This window comes from Mesorhizobium silamurunense, assembly GCF_014843825.1.
Lineage (GTDB): Bacteria > Pseudomonadota > Alphaproteobacteria > Rhizobiales > Rhizobiaceae > Mesorhizobium > Mesorhizobium silamurunense.
In genome coordinates this window covers 1-21860 of sequence record NZ_JHQR01000067.1, presented here as the reverse complement: position 1 = coordinate 21860, position 21860 = coordinate 1, and the positions used below count along the sequence as shown (strand labels likewise).

General features: G+C 64.6%; 20 protein-coding genes. 6 read left to right on the top strand and 14 right to left on the bottom strand.

The features are described from left to right. Positions 1-27 precede the first annotated feature (27 nt). Positions 28-1221: an MFS transporter gene (locus DH10_RS08230; RefSeq protein ID WP_192243424.1), complete on the bottom strand. Its 1194-nt coding sequence runs from the start codon at positions 1219-1221 to the stop codon at positions 28-30. 217 nt (positions 1222-1438) lie between these two features. On the opposite strand from DH10_RS08230, the gene DH10_RS08225 reads away from it, so the two are divergent. The 3 genes from DH10_RS08225 to pcaF are packed head-to-tail and all read left to right on the top strand — an operon-like array spanning position 1439 to position 4296. Then, complete coding sequence (locus DH10_RS08225) at positions 1439-2296, top strand: CoA transferase subunit A (protein WP_192243427.1); 858 nt, start codon at positions 1439-1441, stop codon at positions 2294-2296. Continuing rightward, on the top strand, positions 2293-3090 hold the full coding sequence (locus tag DH10_RS08220; protein WP_192243430.1) for a CoA-transferase subunit beta: 798 nt from the start codon (positions 2293-2295) through the stop codon (positions 3088-3090). The genes DH10_RS08225 and DH10_RS08220 overlap by 4 nt, the downstream gene beginning before the upstream one ends. Next, complete coding sequence (gene pcaF, locus DH10_RS08215) at positions 3091-4296, top strand: 3-oxoadipyl-CoA thiolase (RefSeq protein WP_192384602.1); 1206 nt, start codon at positions 3091-3093, stop codon at positions 4294-4296. It begins immediately after the preceding gene. A gap of 13 nt (positions 4297-4309) precedes the next feature. On the opposite strand, the gene pobA is transcribed toward pcaF, so the two are convergent. From pobA to pcaD, 6 genes are read right to left on the bottom strand one after another with little or no spacing between them, the layout of a single operon-like run. Then, complete coding sequence (gene pobA, locus DH10_RS08210; RefSeq protein WP_192243434.1) at positions 4310-5482, bottom strand: 4-hydroxybenzoate 3-monooxygenase; 1173 nt, start codon at positions 5480-5482, stop codon at positions 4310-4312. A 59-nt stretch (positions 5483-5541) separates the two neighbouring features. After that, on the bottom strand, positions 5542-6594 hold the full coding sequence (locus tag DH10_RS08205) for a 3-carboxy-cis,cis-muconate cycloisomerase (RefSeq protein WP_192243567.1): 1053 nt from the start codon (positions 6592-6594) through the stop codon (positions 5542-5544). An 11-nt stretch (positions 6595-6605) separates the two neighbouring features. After that, the gene (pcaG, locus tag DH10_RS08200) at positions 6606-7220 is read right to left on the bottom strand and encodes a protocatechuate 3,4-dioxygenase subunit alpha (RefSeq protein WP_192243437.1); all 615 of its coding nucleotides are present in this window, start codon (positions 7218-7220) and stop codon (positions 6606-6608) included. After that, the gene (pcaH, locus tag DH10_RS08195) at positions 7220-7972 is read right to left on the bottom strand and encodes a protocatechuate 3,4-dioxygenase subunit beta (RefSeq protein ID WP_192243439.1); all 753 of its coding nucleotides are present in this window, start codon (positions 7970-7972) and stop codon (positions 7220-7222) included. The genes pcaG and pcaH overlap by 1 nt, the downstream gene beginning before the upstream one ends. Beyond that, complete coding sequence (pcaC, locus tag DH10_RS08190; RefSeq protein WP_192384601.1) at positions 7965-8369, bottom strand: 4-carboxymuconolactone decarboxylase; 405 nt, start codon at positions 8367-8369, stop codon at positions 7965-7967. The genes pcaH and pcaC overlap by 8 nt, the downstream gene beginning before the upstream one ends. Next, complete coding sequence (gene pcaD / locus DH10_RS08185) at positions 8362-9174, bottom strand: 3-oxoadipate enol-lactonase (protein WP_312891174.1); 813 nt, start codon at positions 9172-9174, stop codon at positions 8362-8364. Before pcaD ends, pcaC begins: the two co-directional genes overlap by 8 nt. A gap of 117 nt (positions 9175-9291) precedes the next feature. Here pcaD and DH10_RS08180 point away from each other — a divergent pair, with 117 nt between their 5' ends. Beyond that, positions 9292-10953, top strand: coding sequence for an alkaline phosphatase family protein (locus DH10_RS08180; RefSeq protein WP_192384600.1), 1662 nt, complete (start codon positions 9292-9294; stop codon positions 10951-10953). Positions 10954-10959: 6 nt separating this feature from the next. On the opposite strand, the gene DH10_RS08175 is transcribed toward DH10_RS08180, so the two are convergent. The 4 genes from DH10_RS08175 to DH10_RS08155 all read right to left on the bottom strand — a co-directional run bounded on the left by DH10_RS08175 (position 10960) and on the right by DH10_RS08155 (position 15926). Then, positions 10960-11814, bottom strand: a complete 855-nt coding sequence (locus tag DH10_RS08175; protein WP_192243445.1) for a sugar phosphate isomerase/epimerase family protein — start codon at positions 11812-11814, stop codon at positions 10960-10962. 1 nt (position 11815) lies between these two features. Continuing rightward, entirely contained in the window at positions 11816-13660 is a 1845-nt protein-coding gene (locus DH10_RS36250) for an ABC transporter permease subunit (RefSeq protein ID WP_210327770.1), read from the bottom strand. Between the two features lie 126 nt (positions 13661-13786). After that, the gene (locus DH10_RS08160; RefSeq protein ID WP_210324950.1) at positions 13787-14728 is read right to left on the bottom strand and encodes a sugar ABC transporter substrate-binding protein; all 942 of its coding nucleotides are present in this window, start codon (positions 14726-14728) and stop codon (positions 13787-13789) included. A gap of 124 nt (positions 14729-14852) precedes the next feature. After that, positions 14853-15926, bottom strand: a complete 1074-nt coding sequence (locus DH10_RS08155; protein WP_192243453.1) for a LacI family DNA-binding transcriptional regulator — start codon at positions 15924-15926, stop codon at positions 14853-14855. A 145-nt stretch (positions 15927-16071) separates the two neighbouring features. On the opposite strand from DH10_RS08155, the gene DH10_RS08150 reads away from it, so the two are divergent. Together DH10_RS08150 and DH10_RS08145 are read left to right on the top strand one after the other, a co-directional pair. Further along, positions 16072-17103 (top strand): hydroxyacid dehydrogenase, encoded by a 1032-nt coding sequence (locus tag DH10_RS08150; protein WP_192243455.1) that lies wholly within the window; start codon positions 16072-16074, stop codon positions 17101-17103. A gap of 225 nt (positions 17104-17328) precedes the next feature. Further along, entirely contained in the window at positions 17329-17634 is a 306-nt protein-coding gene (locus DH10_RS08145; RefSeq protein ID WP_192243457.1) for a hypothetical protein, read from the top strand. Positions 17635-17699: 65 nt separating this feature from the next. Here the strand turns inward: DH10_RS08145 and otsB are convergent, their stop codons facing one another. From otsB to DH10_RS08130, 3 genes are all read right to left on the bottom strand, one after another. Beyond that, entirely contained in the window at positions 17700-18482 is a 783-nt protein-coding gene (gene otsB, locus DH10_RS08140) for a trehalose-phosphatase (protein WP_192243459.1), read from the bottom strand. Next, the gene (locus DH10_RS08135) at positions 18479-20269 is read right to left on the bottom strand and encodes an alpha,alpha-trehalose-phosphate synthase (UDP-forming) (protein ID WP_192243461.1); all 1791 of its coding nucleotides are present in this window, start codon (positions 20267-20269) and stop codon (positions 18479-18481) included. Before DH10_RS08135 ends, otsB begins: the two co-directional genes overlap by 4 nt. Before the next feature lie 150 nt (positions 20270-20419). After that, positions 20420-21860, bottom strand: a 1441-nt coding sequence (locus tag DH10_RS08130) for an amylo-alpha-1,6-glucosidase (protein ID WP_192384599.1), incomplete at its 5' end; no start/stop codon positions are given.

Genomic DNA, 21860 nt, shown 5'->3' with positions numbered 1-21860 from the left:
TCTTCGATCCTGAGTCCGGAAGACGCGTCAGCGTTCTTCCGGCGGCTTCAGCTCCCGGAACTGCATCAGCAACAGCAAATCGTAGACGATCTTCAGCACCCCGCAGACGAGCAGTGGCCATGCTCGGAACGAAGCCGCGAAGAGAGCGCCCGCAAGCACAGGGCTGGCCGAGGCGGCCAGACTGCGCGGCACCGACGTGAAGCTCGCGGCGGCTGCCCGCTCCGCATCCGTGACAACGGCCATTACGTAGGACGAGCGGGTCGGCACATCCATCTGCGACAGACCGGCCCGGATCAACAGGAGGACAAGCACCAATGGGAGCGTTGGCGCTAGCGCCGCCAAAATCAGAGCGATGCTGGACGGAATGTGCGTGAACACCATTGTGTTGATCAGGCCAATGCGACGCGACAGTCGGGCGGCCACAGGAAACGAGAGCGCCGACAGCACGCCCGACCAGAAGAAGAAAACACCTGCCTGCGAAAGCGATAGGTTGAATTGCTCGAAAAGCCAAAGGGCGAGCAGCGATTGGACGACGAAGCCTCCCGCGAAGGCATCGAGACTGAACAGGGCCGCAAGCTTGAAGACAACGTAGCGCGAGGGGCCAAGCGCGGCGGCTGTGCCGGTAGCCAACGCCGGGCGGCGCGGGATGCACGCGTAGAGCGAACCACCGAGCAGACCGAGAAGCGCGTAAAGGACGAACATGGCCTTGATGCCGGCAAGTCGGTCGAGGCCAACTGGCGCCAGAAGGTCAGGTATTCCCGCAGCGAGTCCGCCTGCGGCGCCTGCGAACGCGCCCACGAGACTGTAGCGTGCGAACATCCTGGTGCGCTCGCGCTCCGTGACCTCGCGCGTGAGCACGGCGTGCTCCAGTGGCACGAACACACTGACACTGCCGGCCGAGGGATTGATCGTGCCGGCGAGCGCGACGACCAACAGCAAAGCGTAGTCATGGACGACGGCAAAGGCCACGCCAGTAGCAATCATCAGACCAGCGCCAGCCAGCAGGAGTTGACGATGATCGTGTCTGGCGCCGAGGAACCCGACACCTATGGTCAGCAGCGCGGAACCAAGCAGCGATGCCGTGGCGATAACCCCGACCTGCAGAGGCGTGAATCCGAGGGCGAGCAGGTAGACGGGCAATAGTACGGCCACGAAACCGTCGCCGAAATCCCGCAGGGCACGGGCTGCAAAGAGAAAAATCGCCGGATGTATCTGCTCCACCGGTCTGGTCTCTCAACGGTTTGCTTCCAGCATCAGCGTCATGGCTTTTGCAGCCAGGCGCGCAGTGGGATGAAGATATCATGCTGGATGAGACTCAAACGTGCCTGCGAGCGGTATTGGCCGCCGTCAAACGAAGAAGAATTCCTCGACGCGCCGCTTTGCCCATGGAAAACTTGTGTTCGCAATGCGAACTTTCTGAATCCCCGGAGCCGCCACGATGGTCAAGTTCCTGCCGCTGAAAGAGGCTGTCGCGGAAAATTTGCATGATGGCGACACGGTCGCTTTCGAGGGTTTCACCCATCTGATCCCGACCGCCGCCGCGCATGAGGCGATCCGCCAGGACTTTCGCGACCTGACGCTGATCCGCATGACGCCCGACCTGATCTACGACCAGATGATCGGCATGGGCATGGCGAAAAAGATCGTCTTCTCCTATGTCGGCAATCCGGGCGTCGGCCTGCTCAGGCGCGCCCGCGACGCCATCGAAAACGGCTTTCCGCGCGCGATCGAGGTCGAGGAGCACAGCCACGCCGGCATGGCCAACGCCTATGAAGCAGGTGCGGCCGGCCTGCCCTGCGCGGTGTTTCGCGGCTATCGCGGCGCGGGTCTTGCCGCGGTCAATCCGAACATCAAGTCCGTCACCTGCCCGTTCACCGGCGAGGTGCTTGCCGCCGTTCCGGCGATCCGGCCCGACGTCACCTTCATCCACGCACAGAAGGCCGACCGGAAGGGCAACGTGCTGGTCGAAGGCATCATCGGCATCCAGAAGGAAGCCGTGCTCGCCGCCAGGCACGCGGTGGTGACGGTCGAGGAAGTGGTCGACAATTTCGACGATCTGCACCCGAACCTTACCGTGCTGCCAAGCTGGACGATCGCCGCGATCTCGGTCGTTCCCGGCGGCTCGCATCCCTCCTACACGCATGGCTATTACGAGCGCGACAACGCCGCCTATCTCGAATGGGACGAGATCGCCGCCGACCGCGACCGCTTTCAGGCGTGGATCAAGAAGAACGTCATCGACAGCAGCGCGGGCGATTTTGCCGCCCGCGTCGAGCATTTGAGGAAAGCCGCATGAGCGAGGATCTGGGCTTCACCCCCAACGAGATGATGACGATCGCCGCCAGCCGTGCGCTGAGAAACGACGATGTCTGCTTCGTCGGCATCGGCGCGCCGTCGGCCGCCTGCAATGTCGCACGGTTGACGCATGCGCCGGACATCACGCTGATCTACGAGAGCGGCACCATCGGCACCGCGCCGGACGTGCTGCCATTGTCGATCGGCGACGGCGAATTATGCGAGACGGCGGTCACCACGGTCGCGGTGCCCGAGATGTTCCGCTACTGGCTGCAGGGCGGCCGCATCTCGATCGGCTTCCTGGGCGCGGCGCAGCTCGACAAGTTCGGCAACATCAACACCACGGTGATCGGCGACTATGTGCATCCGAAGACCCGCCTTCCCGGCGGCGGCGGCGCGCCGGAGATCGCCACCTCGTCGAGAGAGGTTTACATCACCATGGCGCAGTCGAAGCGCAGCATGGTCGAAAAGATCGACTTCTTCACCTCCTTCGGCCACGGCGAAGGCGGCGACCACCGCAAGCGTCTCGGCATCGACACGGCCGGTCCGACCTTGCTGATCACCGACCTCGCCATCTGGAAGCCTGACCCGGCGACCAAGGAATTCACCGTGGTGTCGCTGCATCCCGGCGTCACCCGCGAGCAGGTGCAGGCGACCTGTGGCTGGGTCGTAAAATTTGCCGAGGCGCTTGACGAAACGCCGACGCCGACGGAACTCGAGCTGAAGACATTGCGCGACCTGCAGGCCCGCACCAAGGCGGCGCATGCGGGTACCGCCAAAGGGAAAGCTGCATAAATGACTGACGCCTTCATCTGCGATTACATCCGCACGCCGATCGGCCGCTTCGGCGGCGCGCTGTCCTCGGTGCGCGCCGACGATCTCGGCGCCGTTCCGTTGAGAGCTCTCATGGAGCGCAATCAAGGTGTCGACTGGGCCGCGGTCGACGACGTCGTCTATGGTTGCGCCAACCAGGCCGGCGAGGACAACCGCAACGTCGCGCGCATGGCGCTGCTGCTTGCCGGCCTTCCCCAGGATATCCCTGGCTCGACCGTCAACCGGCTCTGCGGCTCCGGCATGGATGCCGTCAGCATTGCCGCGCGCGCCATCAAGGCCGGCGAGGCCGAGCTGATGATTGCCGGCGGCGTCGAATCGATGAGCCGCGCGCCCTTCGTCATGCCCAAGGCCGACACCGCCTTCTCGCGCAATGCCGAGATCTACGACACCACCATTGGCTGGCGTTTCATCAACCCGCTGATGAAGAAGCAATACGGCGTCGATTCCATGCCCGAGACCGGCGAGAACGTCGCCGAGGATTTCTCCGTCAGCAGAGCCGATCAGGATGCCTTTGCCGTGCGCAGCCAGGACAAGGCCGTGGCCGCCCAAACCAATGGCCGGCTGGCGAAAGAGATCACGCCGGTGACCATCCCGCAGAAAAAGGGCGAGCCGGTCGTTGTCGCCAAGGATGAACATCCCCGCGCCGGCACGACGATCGAGGCGCTGGCCAAATTGCCGACGCCGTTCCGGCAGGGCGGCACTGTGACGGCCGGCAATGCCTCCGGCGTCAATGACGGCGCTGCCGCCCTCATCGTCGCCTCGGAAGCAGCGGCGAGGAAACATGGGCTGACGCCGATCGCCCGCATCCTCGGAGGTGCTGTCGCCGGCGTGGCGCCGCGCGTCATGGGCATCGGCCCGGCACCGGCCACGACGAAGCTCTGCGCCCGTCTCGGCCTGACGCCTGACCAGTTCGACGTTGTCGAATTGAACGAGGCTTTCGCCTCGCAGGGTATCGCCGTGCTGCGCCAGCTCGGCATCGCGGAGAATTCCGCGCACGTCAATCCGAATGGCGGCGCGATCGCGCTCGGCCACCCGCTCGGCATGTCAGGCGCCCGCATCACCGGCACGGCCGCACTCGAGCTTCGCGAGCGCGGCGGCCGCTACGCTTTAGCCACCATGTGCATCGGCGTCGGTCAGGGCATCGCGATTGCGCTTGAGCGGGTTTGATTGCTCCAGTCGATTAATACGGCAGGCCGACGTAGTTTTCCGCCAGCGCGGTCGACGCAGCCTTGGAGTGCACGAGATAGTCGAGCTCGGCCTCCTGGATGCGCTGGCCGAATTCGCCCGTCTCGGGAAAGCGGTGCAGGATCGTCGTCATCCACCAGGAGAAGCGCACCGCTTTCCACACCCTGGCCAGCGCCTTGGCAGAATAGGCGTCGAGCCCCACCTCCGATTTGTCGGAAAAGAATTCGCGAAGCCCGGCAAAGAGATAGCGCACATCGCTGGCAGCGAGGTTGAGGCCCTTGGCGCCGGTCGGCGGCACGATATGGGCGGCGTCGCCGATCAGGAACAGCCGGCCGAAACGCATCGGCTCGGCAACGAAGGAGCGCAGCGGCGCGATCGACTTCTCGAAGGACGGACCGGTGGTGATGGCGGCGGCCGTCTGCGGCGGCAGGCGCCGGCGCAACTCGTCCCAGAAGCGATCGTCCGACCAGGCTTCGACGCGCTCGTCGGCGGGGACCTGCACATAGTAGCGGCTGCGGCGCAGCGAGCGCATCGAGCACAGCGCAAAACCCCGCTCGTGATTGGCGTAGATCAGTTCATGGTCGGCCGGCGGCACTTCAGCCAGCACGCCCAGCCAACCGAACGGGTAAGTCCGCTCGAACGTTTTCAGCGCGCCTTCCGGCACCGACCTGCGGCTGACGCCGTGATAGCCATCGCAGCCGGCAATGAAGTCGCAATCGACACGATGGCTGACGCCATCCTTGTCATAGGTGACGAAGGGCGCTGCACCGTCAAAGTCGTGAAGCGCGACGTTCGCCGCCTCGTAGACGCTGACAAGCCCCGCCGCTTCGCGCTTGTCCATCAAATCATGCGTCACCTCGGTCTGGCCGTAGACGGTGACGTGCTTGCCGCCGGTCAGGCCAGTGAGGTCTATGCGGTGCAGGCGCCCATCGAAGGCGAGCGAGATGCCGGAATGCGGCAGACCTTCGGCATGGAGCCTGTCCGCCGCGCCTGCCTCGCCGAGCAGTTCGACCGTGCCCTGCTCGAGCACGCCGGCGCGTATGCGGCCGAGCACATGCTCGCGGCTCGATCGTTCGAGGATGATCGTCTCGACGCCGATGGTCGCGAGAAGCTGGCCAAGCAGCAGGCCCGACGGTCCCGAGCCGATGATGGCGACCCGTGTGCGCATCAAATCCCTTCCTACATGTCGTTGTCCCAAAACCGCTGCGCACTTTTGGGCGACATGCGTTAGTGGCCAAGGCTCTCGATCTGTCCGGCGAGTTCGGCGGCGAGCCTGAGCGCGGCAGCGGTGGCTACCACCATCTGCGGCAGGATGAGCCATTCCAGCGTCCAGGCCGCGCCCGAGCGCTCCTGTTCATGCACCAGCGCCTGATGCATGCCGGAAAGCTGCGTGGCGTTGAAGCGTGCAAGCGCCACCAGCGCTTCGGCCTTAACGGGGTTCTGCTTGTGCGGCATGGCCGACGAACCGCCACCGCCCGAGAGTTCGATGTCGGCTCCGGCCTGCGCCATAAGCGCGACGTCCTGCCCGAACTTGCCGAGGCTGCCGGTAACGAGCGACAGCCAAGCGGCGAACTCCGCAAGCGCATCGCGCTGGCTATGCCATTGCGGTGCATCGCCGAGGTCGAGCTTGGCCGCAAGCGCCACGCGCACTGCCGGCGCCTTGTCGCCGAGCTTGTCGAACGTGCCGGCGGCGCCGCCGAATTGTACCACCAGCAGCCGGCCGGACAGTTCCTTCAAGCGCTGCTGGTGGCGCTCGAGCGGTGTCCGCCAGGAAGCGATCCGGTCCGCTGCCGTGATCGGTATCGCCGGCTGCATGCGTGTCATCGCCGTCAGCGCCCTGTCCCCGAATTCTTCCTTGAGCCCGGCGAGCCGCACGATATTCTCGCTGAGCAGCAGGCCGATATGGTCGATGGCTTGGCGCAGGCGCAGCACCAGCGAGGTGTCGATGACATCCTGGCTGGTCGCGCCGAAATGAACGAATTCGCCGTGCTGCGCACCGGCCGCCGCCCTGATCTGGCGCACCAGTTCCGGCACCGCGACGCCGTCCTTGGCGACGCCGGCGCGCAGCTTTGCGGTGTCCGGCCGGAAGGCGGCCAGTGCTTTGACGATCGCCGCCCCGGCCTCGTGCGGGATCGCGCCGCACTCGGCTTCCGCCTCGGCCAGCGCCCGCTCGAAGGCGAGCATCGCGGCGATATCGGCTTCCACGGAAAAATGCCTCGCCGCCTCGTCGTCGCCGAGAAAGCCGGAAAGCAGCGGATGATCGAACGGCGAAACGGTCATGTCGGCCACGGTCAGCTGTCGAAGAAGACCGTCTCCTTCTCGCCCTGCAAGTGTACATCGAAAACGTAAGCGTCGCCCTGGCGCTCGGCGATCAGCGTCGGCACCCGCGCGCGATGCTCGATGCGGGCGAGGATCGGATCCTCGGCATTGGCCTTCTCCTCGTCGGAGAAATAGAGCCTCGTGTTGAGGCCGATATTGATGCCGCGCGCCACGATCCACAGCGTGATGTGCGGCGCCATCAGCCGGCGGTCGCGGAACGGCACACGGCCGGGCTTGATCGTCCGGAACAGGCAGATTCCGGTTTCCATGTCGGTCGGCTGCCGGCCCCAGCCTAAAAAGCTCGGATCGGCCGTACCGCGCAATTCGGCGGGCGAATTGTAGAGCCCGGCGGCATCCGCCTGCCAGATCTCGATCAGCGCATCCTTGAGCGGTGTGCCGGTGCCGTCGAGCACCCGGACACGCAGCTCGATCCGCTCACCCTTGGTCTGATCGTTGACCATGGTCGAGCCAAGATCGCTTTCGTAGACGCCGCCGATATCGCAGAAATTCGGCGTCAGCCCGATATGGACATAGGGTCCGGCGGTCTGCGAAGGGCTCTCCTTCAGCCGGTCGAGCGACTGCGCCATCAATTGCCCTCCGGCCTGTTCTCGAACAGCGTCGAGCGCCGCCCGCGCAGCACGATGTCGAACTTGTAGGCAAGCGCATCCATCGGGATCGTCGACTGCATGTCGAGCGCGGCGATCAGCGCTTCGATGGCGGCCCTGTTGGAGATGCCGCCGACGATCGGGCAGCGCCAGATCAGCGGGTCGCCTTCGAAATACATCTGCGTGATCAGCCGCTGCGCGAAGCCGTGGCCGAAGAGAGAAAAGTGGATATGCGCCGGCCGCCAGTCGTTCGGACCGTTCGGCCAGGGGTATGGCCCGGGCCGGACAGTGCGAAAGGCATAGCCGCCGTCCTCGGCGGTGATCGTGCGGCCGCAGCCGCCGAAATTCGGATCGAGCGGCGCCAGATAGCCGTCCTTCTTGTGGCGGTAGCGACCGCCGGAATTGGCCTGCCAGAACTCGAGCAGCACGCCGGGCACGCCCCTGCCGCGCTCGTCGAGCACGCGTCCATGGACGATGATGCGCTCGCCGATGGCGCTCTCGCCTGGCTTGGCGAAATTGTGGATCAAGTCGTTGTCGAGCTCGCCGAGCATGGCATGGCCGAACACCGGACCGGTGAGTTCCGACAGCGTATTGTCGAAGGCGACCAACGCCTTTTGCGGCGAGCGCAGGACCGAGCTCTTGTAGCCCGGCGTGAATGCCGGCGGGTGCCATTGGCGGTCGCGCTGGAAGAAGGCGCCGGTTTCCGGCGTCCGGTTGGAGCCCGGCTCAGGCATGAGGGGCTCCGTCCATCTGCGAGAACACCTCCTTGGCGATTCTGAAGGCGCGGTTGGCCGCCGGCACCCCGGCATAGATCGCGACATGCAGGAAGGCTTCGCGGATGTCGTCGCGCGAGGCCCCCGTGTTCGCGGTGGCGCGCACATGCATGGCCACCTCTTCGTCGTGGCCAAGGGCTGCGAGCAGCGCCAGCGTCACGATCGAGCGCTCGCGTTTCGACAGGCCGGGGCGCGCCCACACCGTTCCCCAGGCAGCCTCGGTGATCAGCTGCTGGAACGGCCGATCGAAATCGGTTGCCGCGTCCACGGCGCGGTCGACATGCTGATCGCCGAGCACGGAGCGACGGACCTCCAGTCCGGTCCGGTAGCGGCTGGTATTCTTGGGGTCGTCATCCATGGGCATGCGTTCCCTCAGGCAACGAGGCGACGAAGTCGCGGATCAGGGTGGTCAGTGCGTCGGGCTGCTCGATGCAGGGAATGTGCCCAGCGCCGCGGATCACCTCGAAGCGTGCCCCGGGGATCAGGTCGGCCAGCGAGCGCACGAGATCGGGCGGCGTCGAGCCGTCCTGGTCGCCGACGACGCAGAGCGTCGGCACAGCGATGCGTGAGGCAGCATCGGTGAAATCAGCGTCGCGCACCGCCATGCATGTGCCGATATAGCCGGGCAGCGCCTGCCGGGTCAGCATGTTGCGGCAGCCGGCCAGTTCGGCAGCGCGATTCGTATGGAAATCCGGCGTGAACCACACTTTCAGCACGCCATCGGCGATCGCCTCGATGCCGTCGCGCTCGACGGTCGCGATGCGGCTGTTCCAGCTCTCGGCGGTGCCGATCTTGTGCGCCGTGTCGCTGAGGATCAGCGCCTCGACGAGATCTGGCCGCCGGGCATAAAGCCCCTGGGCGACCATGCCGCCGACCGAGAGGCCGAAGAGCACCGCCTTGTCGAAGCCTAGGTGATCGATCAGCGCGCTCAGATCGTCGACATGGTCGTCGATCGAGCGCACACCGCCGCCGATGTCGGAAAGCCCATGGCCGCGCTTGTCGTAGACGAGCATCGGCATCTCGCCGGCAAGCCGCGCCACGACGTCGTCCCAGATCCGGAAGTCGGTGCCCAACGAGTTGATGAAGATGATCGGGCGCGAAGTGCCGGTCGCTTCGATCGTGCGATAGTGCAGCGTGACGCCGCCGGTGCTGACGAATGGCACGGTTTCGGTCCTCCAAGGTGACATTGCACCAGTTGGTGGCTCAAGAAAATGATATTTGGCCGCGTTTCATTACCTTCGCCGTTCTGGCATTACCGAGAGCCATTCCGACGGATAGCAATGACCTCAAAACGCAACGTCCTTTTCATCATGTGCGACCAGCTGCGGTTCGACTATCTGGGCTGCGCCGGACACAGGAGCCTGAAGACGCCGAATATCGACCGGCTCGCCGACCGCGGCGTGCGCTTCACCAACGCCTATGTTCAATCGACGGTGTGCGGTCCCTCGCGCATGAGCGCCTATACCGGCCGCTATGTCCGCTCGCACGGCTCGACGCATAACGGCGTGCCGCTGAGGGTCGGCGAGCCGACGCTGGGCGATCACCTGCGCGAAATCGGCGTGCGCTGCGCTCTCATCGGCAAGACGCACATGAGCGCCGACGAGGAAGGCATGGAGCGCCTCGGCATCGCCAGGGATTCCATCATCGGCGTGCGTGTCGCCGAATGTGGCTTCGAGCCGTTCGAGCGCGACGACGGCTTGCATCCCTCGACCAGCTACGACCCCGATCCGGCCTACGACAGCTATCTGCGCGAGCAGGGTTTCGACGCCGCCAACCCATGGGAGCATTGGGCGAATTCCGGCGAAGGCACGAACGGCGAGAATTTCAACGGCTGGCTGCTCGTCCATGCCGACAAGCCGGCGCGCATTCCGGACGAGCATTCCGAAACACCCTACATGACCCGCCGTGCCATGCGCTTCATCGAGGAGGCCGAAGCCAATGGCGAAGCCTGGTGCGCGCATCTTTCCTACATCAAGCCGCACTGGCCCTATATTGTGCCGGCGCCCTATCATGACATGTACGGCAAGGCGGATATCCAGCCGCCGATCCGCAGCGAGGCGGAGCGCGCCTCGCCAAATCCGATCTTCGAGGCCTTCCAGCAGGAGCGCTACTCGAAGAACTTCTCACGCGACGAGGTCCGCGAGACCGTCATCCCCTGCTACATGGGCCTGATCAAGCAGATCGACGACCAGCTCGGCCATTTGTTTGACTTCATTGAGAAGCGCGGCCTGTTCGAGAACACGCTTGTCGTGTTCACCTCCGACCATGGCGACTATCTCGGCGACCACTGGCTCGGCGAGAAATACCTGTTCCACGATGTCGCGGTCAAAGTGCCTATGATCGTCTACGATCCGCGCCCGGAAGCCGACGCCACGCGCGGGACCAGCTCAGATGCGTTGGTCGAGATGATCGACCTCGCGCCGACTTTCCTCGACTATTTCGGCGGCAGGGCCAAGCCGCATATCCTCGAAGGCCGTTCGCTGTTGTCGCTCACTTCCGGCGAACGGACAAGCCTGCGCAACTTTGCTGTTAGCGAATACGACTACAGCGGCGACGCGGCGCGGCTGAAGCTCGCCATGCCGGTGTCGAACTGCAAGCTCTACATGATCACCGACGGCCGCTTCAAACTCGTCCATGGCGAAGGTGTCGAGCCGATGCTCTTCGACCTGCAGAACGACCCCGGCGAACTGTGCGATCTCGGCCGCGACCCATGGGCGGCCAGCGATATAGAGCGGTTGCGGCAAGCGCTGATGCGCTGGTTGGCGCTGCCCAACAACCGCATCACCGTTCCGGACGAATGGCTGACGGAGATCGACGACAAGATCGAGCATTTCGACCCTATCCTCGGCTCCGGCGTGCTCATCGGCTACTGGGACGAGGCCGAACTTGCCGAACAGCAGGAGGCGCGCCGCCGCTGGCTGGCGCGCCGAGACCGCAAGTAAACTTCGCTATCCGAGCGTCAATCCCGCCTTGCGCGCTTCCTCGCGCAGGAACGGCAGGCCCACCTCGATGACGTCGCGCGGGTCTTCCGCCACCGGGCGCCACACCGCCAGCCCACCGGCGATATCGACATCGACATGGTTCATGCTTTCGAGCGTGATCGCGCCCTGATAGCCGATGTCGGCGATCGCCTTCATGCAGGCCGCCCAGTTGAGCATGCCGCGCCCCGGCACGCCGCGATTGGCCTCCGACACATGCACATAACCGAGGAAGGGGGCCGCCGCCTCGAAGCCCGCGGCAAAGCTCTCTTCCTCGATATGCATGTGATAGGTGTCGAGATGGATGAAGATGTTGTCGGCACCGACGCGCTCGATGATCCGCGCCGCGTCGACACCGCGATTAATGAGATGCGTCTCGTAGCGGTTGCAGGGCTCGATGCCGAGCTTCAGGCTGCGGGCCTTCGCCGCCTTCGCCGCGCGTTCGAGGAAGCGGCACATGCCGTCGATCTCCTTGCGCGTCGGCGCCCGCCCTGTGGTCTTGCCGATCGTGCCGTAGGTGACGCCGCCAAGCGCCTCTGCGCCGACTTCGTTGCACACTTTGAAGGCCGGCTGCAGGAAGTCGAGCGCCTCCTCCGGCCGCTCGACCACGTCGAGCGCTCGCGGCAGGCCGAGCGACGGGATGAGCTGGACGCCATAGTGGTTGGCGAAGCCGCGCGTGTGCTTGGTGTCGATCTCCTCAGGGCGCAGCAGCGGAATCTCCATCAGACCGATGCCGAGTTCCTTCAGCCGGTCCATCTGCGGCTCGATGCGGGCGAGGTCCCAGACCGGAGCGATGGCGAAAGTGTGCAGTCCAAATGTATTCATGTCAGCCTCGTTGCTCATGCGCCGCCGCGGCGCTGATATCGCCGCCGCCGACGATGCGGCTGACGACTTCGTTCATGTTGGTCTTGGCGGTGACGAGATCGGCATCCGCCCTGCCGTGGCGCAGCACGACGATGCGGTCGGTAACCGACAGCACGTCGTTCAGCCGGTGCGAGATCAAAATGACTGCGATGCCTTCCGACTTCAGCCGCCGGATGAGATCGAGCACGCTCTGCACCTCCCGCACGGCGAGCGCCGCCGTCGGCTCGTCCATGATGACAAGCTTCGGGTTGAAGGTGAGCGCCCGCGCAATCGCCACCGTCTGCTGCTGGCCGCCGGAGAACGAGCCGACGGACCGGTTGATCGACGGCAGATGCGCGCCGAGCCGCTCGACCATTCGCGCCGCCTGGCGATCCATCTCGGCCTTGTCGACAAAGCCGGGGAACAGGCCGAGCAGCCTTTTCGTCGGCTCGCGGCCAAGGAAGATATTCGACGCAACGTCCTGCTGCTTGGCGAGGGAAAGATCCTGGTAGATCATCTCGATGCCGAGGCGGCGGCGCTGGCCGGGGTCGAGGGCGAGAATGTCCTTGCCGTCGAACTCGATCGAACCGGTGTCGGCGCGGTAGATGCCCGTTATGGTTTTCATCAGCGTCGACTTGCCGGCGCCATTGTCGCCGACCAGGCCGACCACTTCACCGGCCGCGACCGAGAGGTCGACGCCGTGCAGCACGTCGACAGCGCCAAAACTCTTGCGGATGCCGTGGAGCGAAAGAAGGGTCATACGCGCGACTCCTTCCGCACCTGGTACTGATCGATGAAGACCGCGAGGATCAGCACCGCGCCGATCGCCATCTGCTGGTAGTAGGACTGCACCGCAAGCAGCGTCAGCCCGTTCTGCAGCACGCCCATGATCAGCGCGCCGATCATCGTGCCGAGGATCGAGGCGCGGCACCGCAAGCAGCGTCAGCCCGTTCTGCAGCCCGCCCATGATCAGCGCGCCGATCATCGTGCCGAGGATCGAGGCGCGCCCGCCGAACAGATTGGTGCCGCCGATGATCGCCGCGGTGATGGCGGTGAGCTCGTAGTTGATGCCGGCGGTCGGATCACCGGCATTGACGCGGGCGGTGAAGAGCAGGCCAGCAAGCCCGGCAAGCGCGCCGGAGAGCGTGTAGATGATGCGGCGATGTTGCTCGACACGGATGCCGGCGGCGCGCGCCGCACCCTCGCTGTCGCCGAGCGCCAGCGTGTGGCGGCCGAACCGCGTATAGGCGAGCACGCAATGCGCGACGATCGCGGTGAGCACGAAGATGATCACCGGCATCGGGACGCCGAGCGGTCGGCCTTGGCCGATATAGACGATCTCGGCCGGCAGGCCGTAGATCGCCCTGCCCTGCGAGATGACCAGCGCCAGCCCGCGGGCAAGGCCGAGCATGCCGAGCGTGACGATGAAAGCGGGCACGAAGGCGCGGGTGACCAGTTGGCCGTTGATGTAGCCAGCGATACTTCCAGCCAGAACGCAGGCTATCACCGCGAAGACCGAGGGCCAGCCGAGATTGACGGCGACGAAGGCGCCCGCCACGCCGGCCAACCCCATGACCGAGCCGAGCGACAGATCTAGCCCGCCCGAGCCGATGACGAAGGTGGCGGCGATCGCCAGCACGCCGATCGTCGATGTCGCCAAGAGGATGTTGAGGAAATTGCTGAGCGACAGGAAGAAAGGCGACAGCAGCGCCATCGCCGCGCTCAGCGCCACAAGCACCAGCAGCGACTCCAGCCTGATGTGGAGTCTCTCGACGGATGCGCGCTGCACCCGAGCCCAGAAGCCGGGCTGCGCCGTTTCGGAAGCCATGTTTTTGCCCTTCGGATAGGGGGTAAGGCAGTAGGGATTAGGCAGTAGGGCAGCAGGTAAGGAGTGTGACGCGGTCTGAGGGGCAGGACATGCCTCTTGCCCTACTGCCTACTGCCTATTCCCTTCCTACTTCACATACTGCAGCATCGGCTCCTTGCCGGCGTCGAGCACATCCTTGGTCAGCACCAGGGTGGGCACGGCGATGCTCTCTTCGACCTTCTCGCCGGCCAGCGCCTTCTTGACGTTCTCCACCGCCTGCTTGCCGACGAGATAGGGAAGCTGCGCGACGGAGGCGTTGAGCCGGCCTTCCTTGATCGACTTCACCGCATCGACATTGCCGTCGACGCCGATCATCGTCACCTGCTGGCCTTTGCCTGCCGCATAGACCGATTCCACCGCGCCCAGCGCCATGCCGTCATTGGCGCAGAAGATGGCGACGAGATCGGGATGCGCCGTCAGCGTGTCGGTGGCGATCGAGGCCGCCTTGCCGCGATCCCAGTCGCCCGGCAGTGAGGCGACAATCTGCAGCCCCGGTGCCAGTTCCTTGAGCTTGTCGGCAAAGCCCTTGGCGCGCTTCTCGCCGGTGATGTTGCCGGAGAGACCCTCGATCACAAGCACCGGACCCTTGGCGTCCTTGCCGAGCTTGGAGACGAGGTATTCCGCTCCTTGCGCGCCGGCCGCCACATTGTCGGAACCGATGTGGAAGGTGACCTTGACGCCTTCCTTGTCGAGCACCGCTTGGTCGAGATTATTGTCGAGGTCGACGATCTTGATGCCGGCGTCCTGCGCCGACTTCAGGCAGGGCAAAAGGTTGGTCGAGTTGATGGCGGCGGTGATCATCGCCACCGGCTTGCGCTCGAGCATCGTGTTGCAGAGGTTGAGCTGCGGCTCGGCCGCCTGGTCGCTTTCGGCCGCCTGCTGGAAATACTTCACGCCGGCTTCCTTGGCGCCATCCGCGACGCCCTGGGCCATCGCGCCCCAGAACGGATTGGCCAGCGTCTTCATCAGCACGCCATATTCGCCGTCCTCGGCCTTGGCGACACCGATGGCCGAAAATGCCAGAGCCACGCCCAATGCCAGAGTAAATCGATTCAACTTTGGGAAAAGCGATGTCATTCCATCCTCCGTTTGTTGTTTGCGCCGGATGCCGCGGCCAGGGCCGGCGCCCTTCTTCCGTTGTCGACAATGGGGGCTATTGTCGGTCTCCTCCCCCGGAATGCGGGACGCTGCCTGGCGAGCCAACGGATTCCCGCATTAACACCTTGCAAGGCTCGAGCCGCGCCCTCGGCGGCCCCCCCTCGCCTTCGATCCTGCGAAACAAGACCTCCATCGCGTTGCCGGCGATCTCGCGCACCGGCTGCACCACCGCGGCGATCGCCGGCCAGGTCACCTGCATCCATTCGGCGTCGTCGAAGCCGACCAGCGAGATGTCGTTGGGGCAATGCCAGCCGCGCCGCCGGAATTCCGACAGCGCCACCAGCGTGCCCTTGAGGAAGAGCGAATAGACCGCCGTCGGCCGGTCGCCGCCGGCTTCCCGCTTGCTGAAATAGTCGCGAAGCAGCGTCCGCAACGGCTCGACGTCGCTTTCGCAAAGCACGACGTCGATACGGACATCCGGCGCGAGATCGAGCGCCGTGTTGCGGAACCCCTCGAGACGGGCGCGCACCGTCGCCGCCTGCTGGCCGAGGCCGACGACAAGGATGTGGCGGTGGCCTTGGCCGACAAGCGCGCGCGCCACTTCAGCGCTTGCCGCCGCGCTATCGGCCGAAACCGTGTCGAAGGCGTCGTCGGCAAGCACGCGGTCGATCAGCACGCCGGTCATGCCGTTCGCCTTCATGAAACCGGCCGCTGGCCCGTGCTCGTTGCGCACCGGCGCCAGCACGACGCCGGCGACGCGCCAGTCATGCATGCGGGCAAGGATCTCTTTCTCGCGCGCTTCCGATTCACGGCTGGAAGCGGCGACAAGCGTATAGCCGCGCTGCTCGGCGAAGCCTTCGAGCTCGCTCACCATCTGGCCGAAGAACTCGCTTTCGAATTCCGGCATGATGGCGCCGATGATGCGGCGCTTGGCCCGCCGCATGTCGGAAGCGAGCGGGTCGACGCGGTAGCCCAGAAGCTCGACGGCATCGAGGACGCGCTGCGCGTTTTCCGGCTTAACCGTGGTGACGCCGGCCAGCACCTTGGAGACGGTCGCGGCGGACACGCCGGCATGGCTTGCCACATCGTGGATCGACGGACGTTGCCGCTGGACTTCCTGTTGCGCCATTGACCGCCTCCTGAGGGCAGACAGCCGCTTGCTGCCTTTCTAGTTTAATTCGATAAATCGATTTTTCGCAGTTGTAAATCGTTTAATCCTGAGTAAAGAACGCAAATCTGATTGACGCGATCCAATCGCACTGGGAGGATAAACGATGTCCGACAAGGCCCTGCCGCTGGTGATCAGCGCGCCCGAACCGCGCACGCTCGACCTGATCTTCACGCCGCCGCAGTTGGCGCTGTTTCGCAGGAAATATCGCATCGTCGAGACAACGCCCGAAGGCGTCGCTGGGTTGCCGCCTGATATACTGGCCGAGGCGCGCTACATCGTCGGCCAGCCGCCGATAGCGCCGGAGACGCTGGACAAGATGACGGCGCTGCGCTGCATCTTCAACGTCGAGACCAATCTCATCAACAACATGCCCTATGAGACGCTGTTTGCCCGCGGCATCCACGTCGTCACCACCGGCCTGGTCTTCGCCGAGCCGGTCGCCGAACTGGGTCTTGCCATGGCGCTCAACCTGGCGCGCGACATCGTCGATGCCGACCTCGCCTTCCGGCAAGGCAAGGAACTGTGGGGAGGCGACGGCAACCAGACGGCGCGTCTCCTCTCCGGCGCCGATGTCGGCATCATCGGCTTCGGCGATCTCGGCCGCGCGCTCAATCGCCTGCTGACCGGCTTCCGCACCCGCACCAGGGTCTTCGATCCGTGGCTGCCGCCTTCCGTCCTGGTCGAGCATGGCGTCGAGCCGGCCTCGCTCGACAAGGTGCTGTCGGAAAGCGATTTCGTCTTCGTCGTCGCTTCGGTGACCAGCGAGAACCAGGGTTTTCTCGGCGCCGACGCCTTCGCGAAAATGCGCAAAGGGGCTGCCTTCATCCTGCTAAGCCGCGCTGGCGTCGTCGATTTCCCGGCCTTGATGGAGGCCGTGCGAAGCGGCCATATCGTTGCCGCGAGCGACGTCTTCCCGGAAGAGCCGCTGGCAAAAAAGCATCCGGTGCGCGCCCTCCCCGGCTTCCTGCGCTCGGCCCACCGCGCCGGCGCGCTCGACGTCGCCTTCAAGCGCATGGGCGACATGGTGCTGGAAGACATGGACCTCGTGGATCGCGGCCTGCCGCCGATGCGCTCCAAACGCGCCGAGCGCGAGACCGTTTCCCGGATGCGCTCCAAGCCGGTCGACAGGAACTGATCGCGCCTTGTCACCTGGAAACGGCAGCGTTCCTGCTAGTGATTGCGTCCCGGCGTAGTGCAACCAAACCTAACGGCGGATGACGGAAAAGTTTCGGCTCTCGTGGGCACGTTTGTTTCAGAAACTTTTTCTGCACTGCATGGGAATGGAGGAACTTTGATCCAGACCTTCCGTTGGTAACATGATCGTTTCTCGAACGATCCGGAGAAACAGGAGGTCTATGTTATGAACATCAAGATGATCTGCTTCGGCGCCATGGCGCTTTCGATGGTCGCCGGCTCGGCTCTCGCCGCCGGACAGACCGGTACGTCAGCACTCGACGACCCGGCCAAAATGCAACCCTTCTACACAGACTCCAGCATGAAGACGATGGTCAGTAAGGATGCCTTCACAAAGGCGTGGAAGGCATTGTCGCCGGAAGACCAGACCGCGATGATGACTGCTTGCGCGGATGAGGCCAAGAATGCCAACGCAGCCAACAGCCATCCGGAGTTCTGCAGCAGCGTTAAGGAGAACGGCGGCAGCAAGTAGCCGCTTTGCAGTCTTGTGTAAAACGGTTCCCGTAGCGGGGCCGTTTTCGCGCACCTCGAATTGCTCTAGGCAACGAGATCGTCGCGGTTCGCCTGTCCGGCGCCGCCACCGAAATTGGCTTCAAGCCAGGCGATCGCGCCCGCGACATCGGCAATGGCGAAACGTGCCGTGGTCTCGCCCTGCGGTTTCACGCGGATCGAGATCCCGCCCGCGGCATTGACAGTCTCAAAGCCGTTTTCGTCGGACGTGTCGTCGCCGAGAAAGACCGGGCGCCGGCCGGTGAAGGGATCGAGCTGCATGAAGCGCCGGATCGCGGCACCCTTGGCCGCCTCCAGCGGCATCAGCTCGACACCTGCATTGCCGGCGATCACGCGGTAGCCTTGCGGCAGCCGGGCAAGTGCCGCCTCGACCAGTTCCGTCGCGCGGGTGAGCAAATGCGGCGCCGCCCTTGTGTGAATGGCCAGCACCGGGCCCTTGCGCTCGACATAGACGGCCTGGCTTGCCAGCTCCAGCTCGATCTCGTCGGCAAGTGCGGCCATATCCGCCGGCTCGTCGGCGGCCCCGATTTGCCCGTCCGGTGTCAGCCTGTGCTCCAGCCCGTAGAGACCGGCGATCCGCAGCTTCAAGGGCTCGAACAGTCCGTCGACTGCCGCGATCGAACGGCCGGTGATGAAGGCCAGCGCGCCGTCCAGCCGGCGCTCGACCGTCTCCAGAAGGAGCCGCAGGTCGTCGCTGACCGACACGCTATCCGGATGTGCGGCATGCTCCAGCAAGGTGCCGTCAATGTCGAGGAAGAGCGCCCACCGGCCGTCGGGAAGGCGCGGCGTCAAATCTGTCTGAATATTCATCGGTATCCGGCTGCCTGTTTGCGTTCGAATATGGAGACGACATTGTCGCCGTTGGCGTTCGCCGGCCGTTCGGATAATGCGGTGACCCGGTCGAGCTCGCCGCGCTTCCTCAGCCGCGCCGCGTCGAGCAGCATGCTGCCGGCCCAGCGATAGACGTTGTTGTCGCGCACGATCTCACGCATGCGCCGCATGCGCTCGCGCTGCTCGTCGGGTCCCATGATCAGCGCCTGCCGCATGGCTTCGCTCATCATAGCGGCGTCGTAAGGATTGACGATCAGCGCCTCGAGCAATTCGCGCGAGGCGCCGGCAAACGTGCTGAGCAGAAGCACGCCCTCTTCATCGTCGCGCGCGGCGACGAATTCCTTGGCCACGAGGTTCATGCCGTCATGCAGGCTGGTGACCAGGCAGATGTCGGCCGCGCGGTAGATCTTGTAGACGTCCTTCTGCGAGTGATGCTCGGCCACGAGCACGACCGGGCGATAGCTCCCACTGCCATAGCGCTCGTTGAGTTCCTCGGCGAGGCGCTGGCATTCGTCATGCAGCTGCTTATAGGCCGGCAACGTGCCCCGGCTGGGCGCTGCGATCTGCAGGAAAACCACTTTGCCGATCATTTCGGGGTAGCGAATGAACAGCTCCTCCAGCGCATGGAAGCGGTCGAGGATGCCCTTGGTGTAGTCGAGGCGCTCGACGCCGATGCACAGCTTGGCATCCGCCGGAATGCCGAACCGCTCGCGGATGCTCTGGCGGCATTCCTCGACCGGCGGCAGCCTGTTCAGGAGTTCGACAGGCCATTCGATCGAAATCGGATAAGCATGCACCAGCGTCGTCTGGCCGCCGTAGGATATGGCAGCATCCGCCCGCTCGATCCGGCTCTCCATGAAGCGGTCGACGCTCTCGGTGAAGTTGTTGGCATGGAACTGGGTGTGGAAGCCGATGATCGAGCTGCCCAGCAACCCGTCGAGAATGCGCTCACGCCACGGGCAGATGCTGAACACTTCCGAGTTCGGCCACGGGATGTGCCAGAAGGTGATGACGATCGCTTCCGGCAGGCGTTCGCGGATCATGCGCGGCAAAAGCGCGAAATGGTAATCCTGGACCAGCACGATCGGTCGTTCGTTGCGGGCCTCGGCAACCACCGTGTCGGCGAATTTGCGGTTGACGGCCTCATAGGCCTCCCAGTCCGACTCGCGGAAGGTCGGTCGGGTAAAGGCGATATGGCAGAGCGGCCACAGCCCTTCATTGGCGAAGCCGAGATAGTAGCCTTGATATTCCTCTTCGGTCAGCCAGACCCTGCGCAGTGCATAGGATGGATTTTCGGGCGGCACTTGCACTCGGTCGTCCCTGTCGACCATTTGGCGATCTGCGCTTCCGCCGCCATAGGCGATCCAGGTGCCGGCGCAGGCGCGCGTGATCGGCTCCAGCGCCGAAACCAGTCCGCTCGCCGGCACGACCAGTTCGATGTCACCGTTCTTTTCGTTATGGATGTAAGGCTCGCGGTTGGAGACGATGAGGACCTGCGCGTCCGGCAGATCCTCGGCGAGGATCTTGCGCAGCGTCTCCGGTGACCAGGTGACGAGGGCGGCGTCAACCGACTGCCCGTTCTTCTCGAATTCGCGCAATACCTTGCGCGCGGCTTCCGACGCGACGTCGTCACCCGAAGTGGGCGAGTTTACAGCCTTCGAATGCTGATGACGGTGCCTGGATACTGAAACGAAGATCGCGAGAGCGGAAAGTCCGAGACTCGCTAGGATAAGGACCCACAAGAGGTCGACGCCGTACTGTGTCATTGAATGCCAGGTTGCCTCAGGCTGTCCGCTATTTTGTTTTTCGTTCTTGCCGGCTGCGGACCGGTAGGCCGGTACCAGTTTGCAACGCACAAAGTTGCGATCGGTTCCGACATTTTTCGGTTTCCGGAGGTAACCTTGCCAGCCTTTGTTCTAGGTTCGTACGATAAGCGGGACCATGCCTTCATGCCGGTCGGCAAGGAAGGCAACGACCCGGTCACCGACCCGCTGGAAGGTCAGGTCGATGGATTTGTCGGCGACCGTCAAATGCCGGAGCGTGAGTGTATCGATACCGATCGGCAGCCTCGGGCGCGTGACGTGCAACTCGCCTTGCCATCCATCGATTTCCAGACCGAGGCAGGCCTGCATCAGCATGAAGGTGGAGCCTGCCGACCAGGCCTGCGGCAGGCAGGCGACCGGGTAGGCTATCGGCGCCTCGCCCGGCGCCCGGGTGAAGCCGCAGAACAATTCCGGCAGCCGCATGTTGAAGTGCACGGCCGACTCGAAAGTGCCGCTCATCAGCCGCACCACGCTGTCGCGCTCGCCGTAGCGCACCAGGCCGACGCCGCAGAGCGCGGTGTCGTGCGGCCAGATCGAGCCGTTGTGGTATGACATCGGGTTGAAGAACACCGCGTCGTCGGCGAGCGTCCTCAACCCCCAGCCGGAATGGAAAGAGGCCGAGAGCAGTTGGTCGGCGACCATCTTTGCGCGCTCCGGCTGCGGCAGCCCGACATAGAGGAGATGACCGGCGTTGGACGTGCGGACCTCGCAGGGCTTGCCCTCGCCGTCGATGGCCAGGGCGTAGAAGTTGAGATCGTCTATCCAGAAATCGCGCTCGACGGCAACCCGCATTTCTTCGGCGCGGTTTTCCCAATGCTCGGCCTCGGCATACTCGCCACGGCGGCGCGCCAGCGCCGCGAGCCCCCGGTAGGCGGCAAAGACATAGCCCTGCACCTCGACCAGGGCGATCGGCCCTTTGGGAATACGTCCGTCGGCATGGAAGACCGAGTCGATACTGTCCTTCCAGCCCTGGTTGGCCAGGCCAGACTCTGCGGCGCGCTGGTAAGTCACGAAACCCGTCGCCCGGCTTGCCTCTTCCGTCCATTCGGCGGCCGCCTTGAGCGATGGCCAGAGCGTGTCGATGAAGGCCATGTCGCCGGTGCGGTCGGCATAGGCGCAGGCGAGATGAATGTAGAGCGGGGTCGTGTCGACGCCGCCATAATAGCGGCCGAAGGGAAGCTCGCGCAGCGCCGCCATCTCGCCCTTGCGCGTCTCGTGCATGATCTTGCCCGGCTGGGAATCGATGAAGGGCGAGGTCTCGGTCGCCTGGTGCTCGGCGAGAAAGGCCAGCACGCCGCGCGCCAGACCGGGATTGAGCCACAGCATCTGCAAGCCGGAGATCACGCCGTCGCGGCCGAAGGCCGTCGAGAACCACGGGATGCCGGCATAGGGATAGGGACCGGTCGCGAGCTCTGTGGTGAGCAGAGCGACATCGGCGCGGGCGCGCTCGACCCAGTCGTTGAAGACGCGGCCGGAACTGCGCACCGTGGCGCCATGCCGGCGCTTGGCGCGCATGCCGAAACGCGCGCGGGCC